1 protein-coding gene is annotated in these 512 nt (G+C 67.0%); it reads left to right on the plus strand.

The window, feature by feature from the left end; translation table 11 throughout:
- Positions 1–152: 152 nt before the first annotated feature.
- On the plus strand, positions 153–512 hold a 360-nt coding region (locus G3I71_RS46615; protein ID WP_164324998.1), incomplete at its 3' end, for an aminotransferase class I/II-fold pyridoxal phosphate-dependent enzyme.

Genomic DNA, 512 nt, shown 5'->3' on the forward strand with positions numbered 1-512 from the left:
TTCCATTCCGCAGGCCGGACCCCGCGGGCGGTCGCCTATTCCAAGGGGGACGGCGGCAGCGACCTCCCATCGCGCGAAACGGGACAATTGCCTCCTGGGAAGCCGGCTCGAAAGGTCGAGCGGCGCGGCGCGGGGCCCCGTAAGCTCCCGTCATGCAGGTGATCCAGTCAACGAAACTCGCCAATGTCTGCTACGAGATCCGCGGCCCCGTCCTCGAAGAGGCGATGCGGCTCGAAGCAGCAGGTCATCGCATCCTCAAGCTCAACACCGGCAACCCCGCGGCCTTCGGCTTCGAGTGCCCGCCGGAGATCCTTGAGGACATGCTCCGCAACCTGGGCACCGCCCACGGTTACGGGGACGCGAAGGGGCTGCTCTCCGCGCGCCGCGCGGTCATGCAGCACTACCAGACCAAGGGCATCGAGCTGGACGTCGAGGACATCTACCTCGGCAACGGCGTCTCCGAGCTGATCCAGATGTCGATGCAGGCCCTGCTCGACGACGGCGACGAGGTG

It is taken from the genome of Streptomyces sp. SID12501 (assembly GCF_010550245.1).
Classification (GTDB): Bacteria; Actinomycetota; Actinomycetes; order Streptomycetales; family Streptomycetaceae; genus Streptomyces.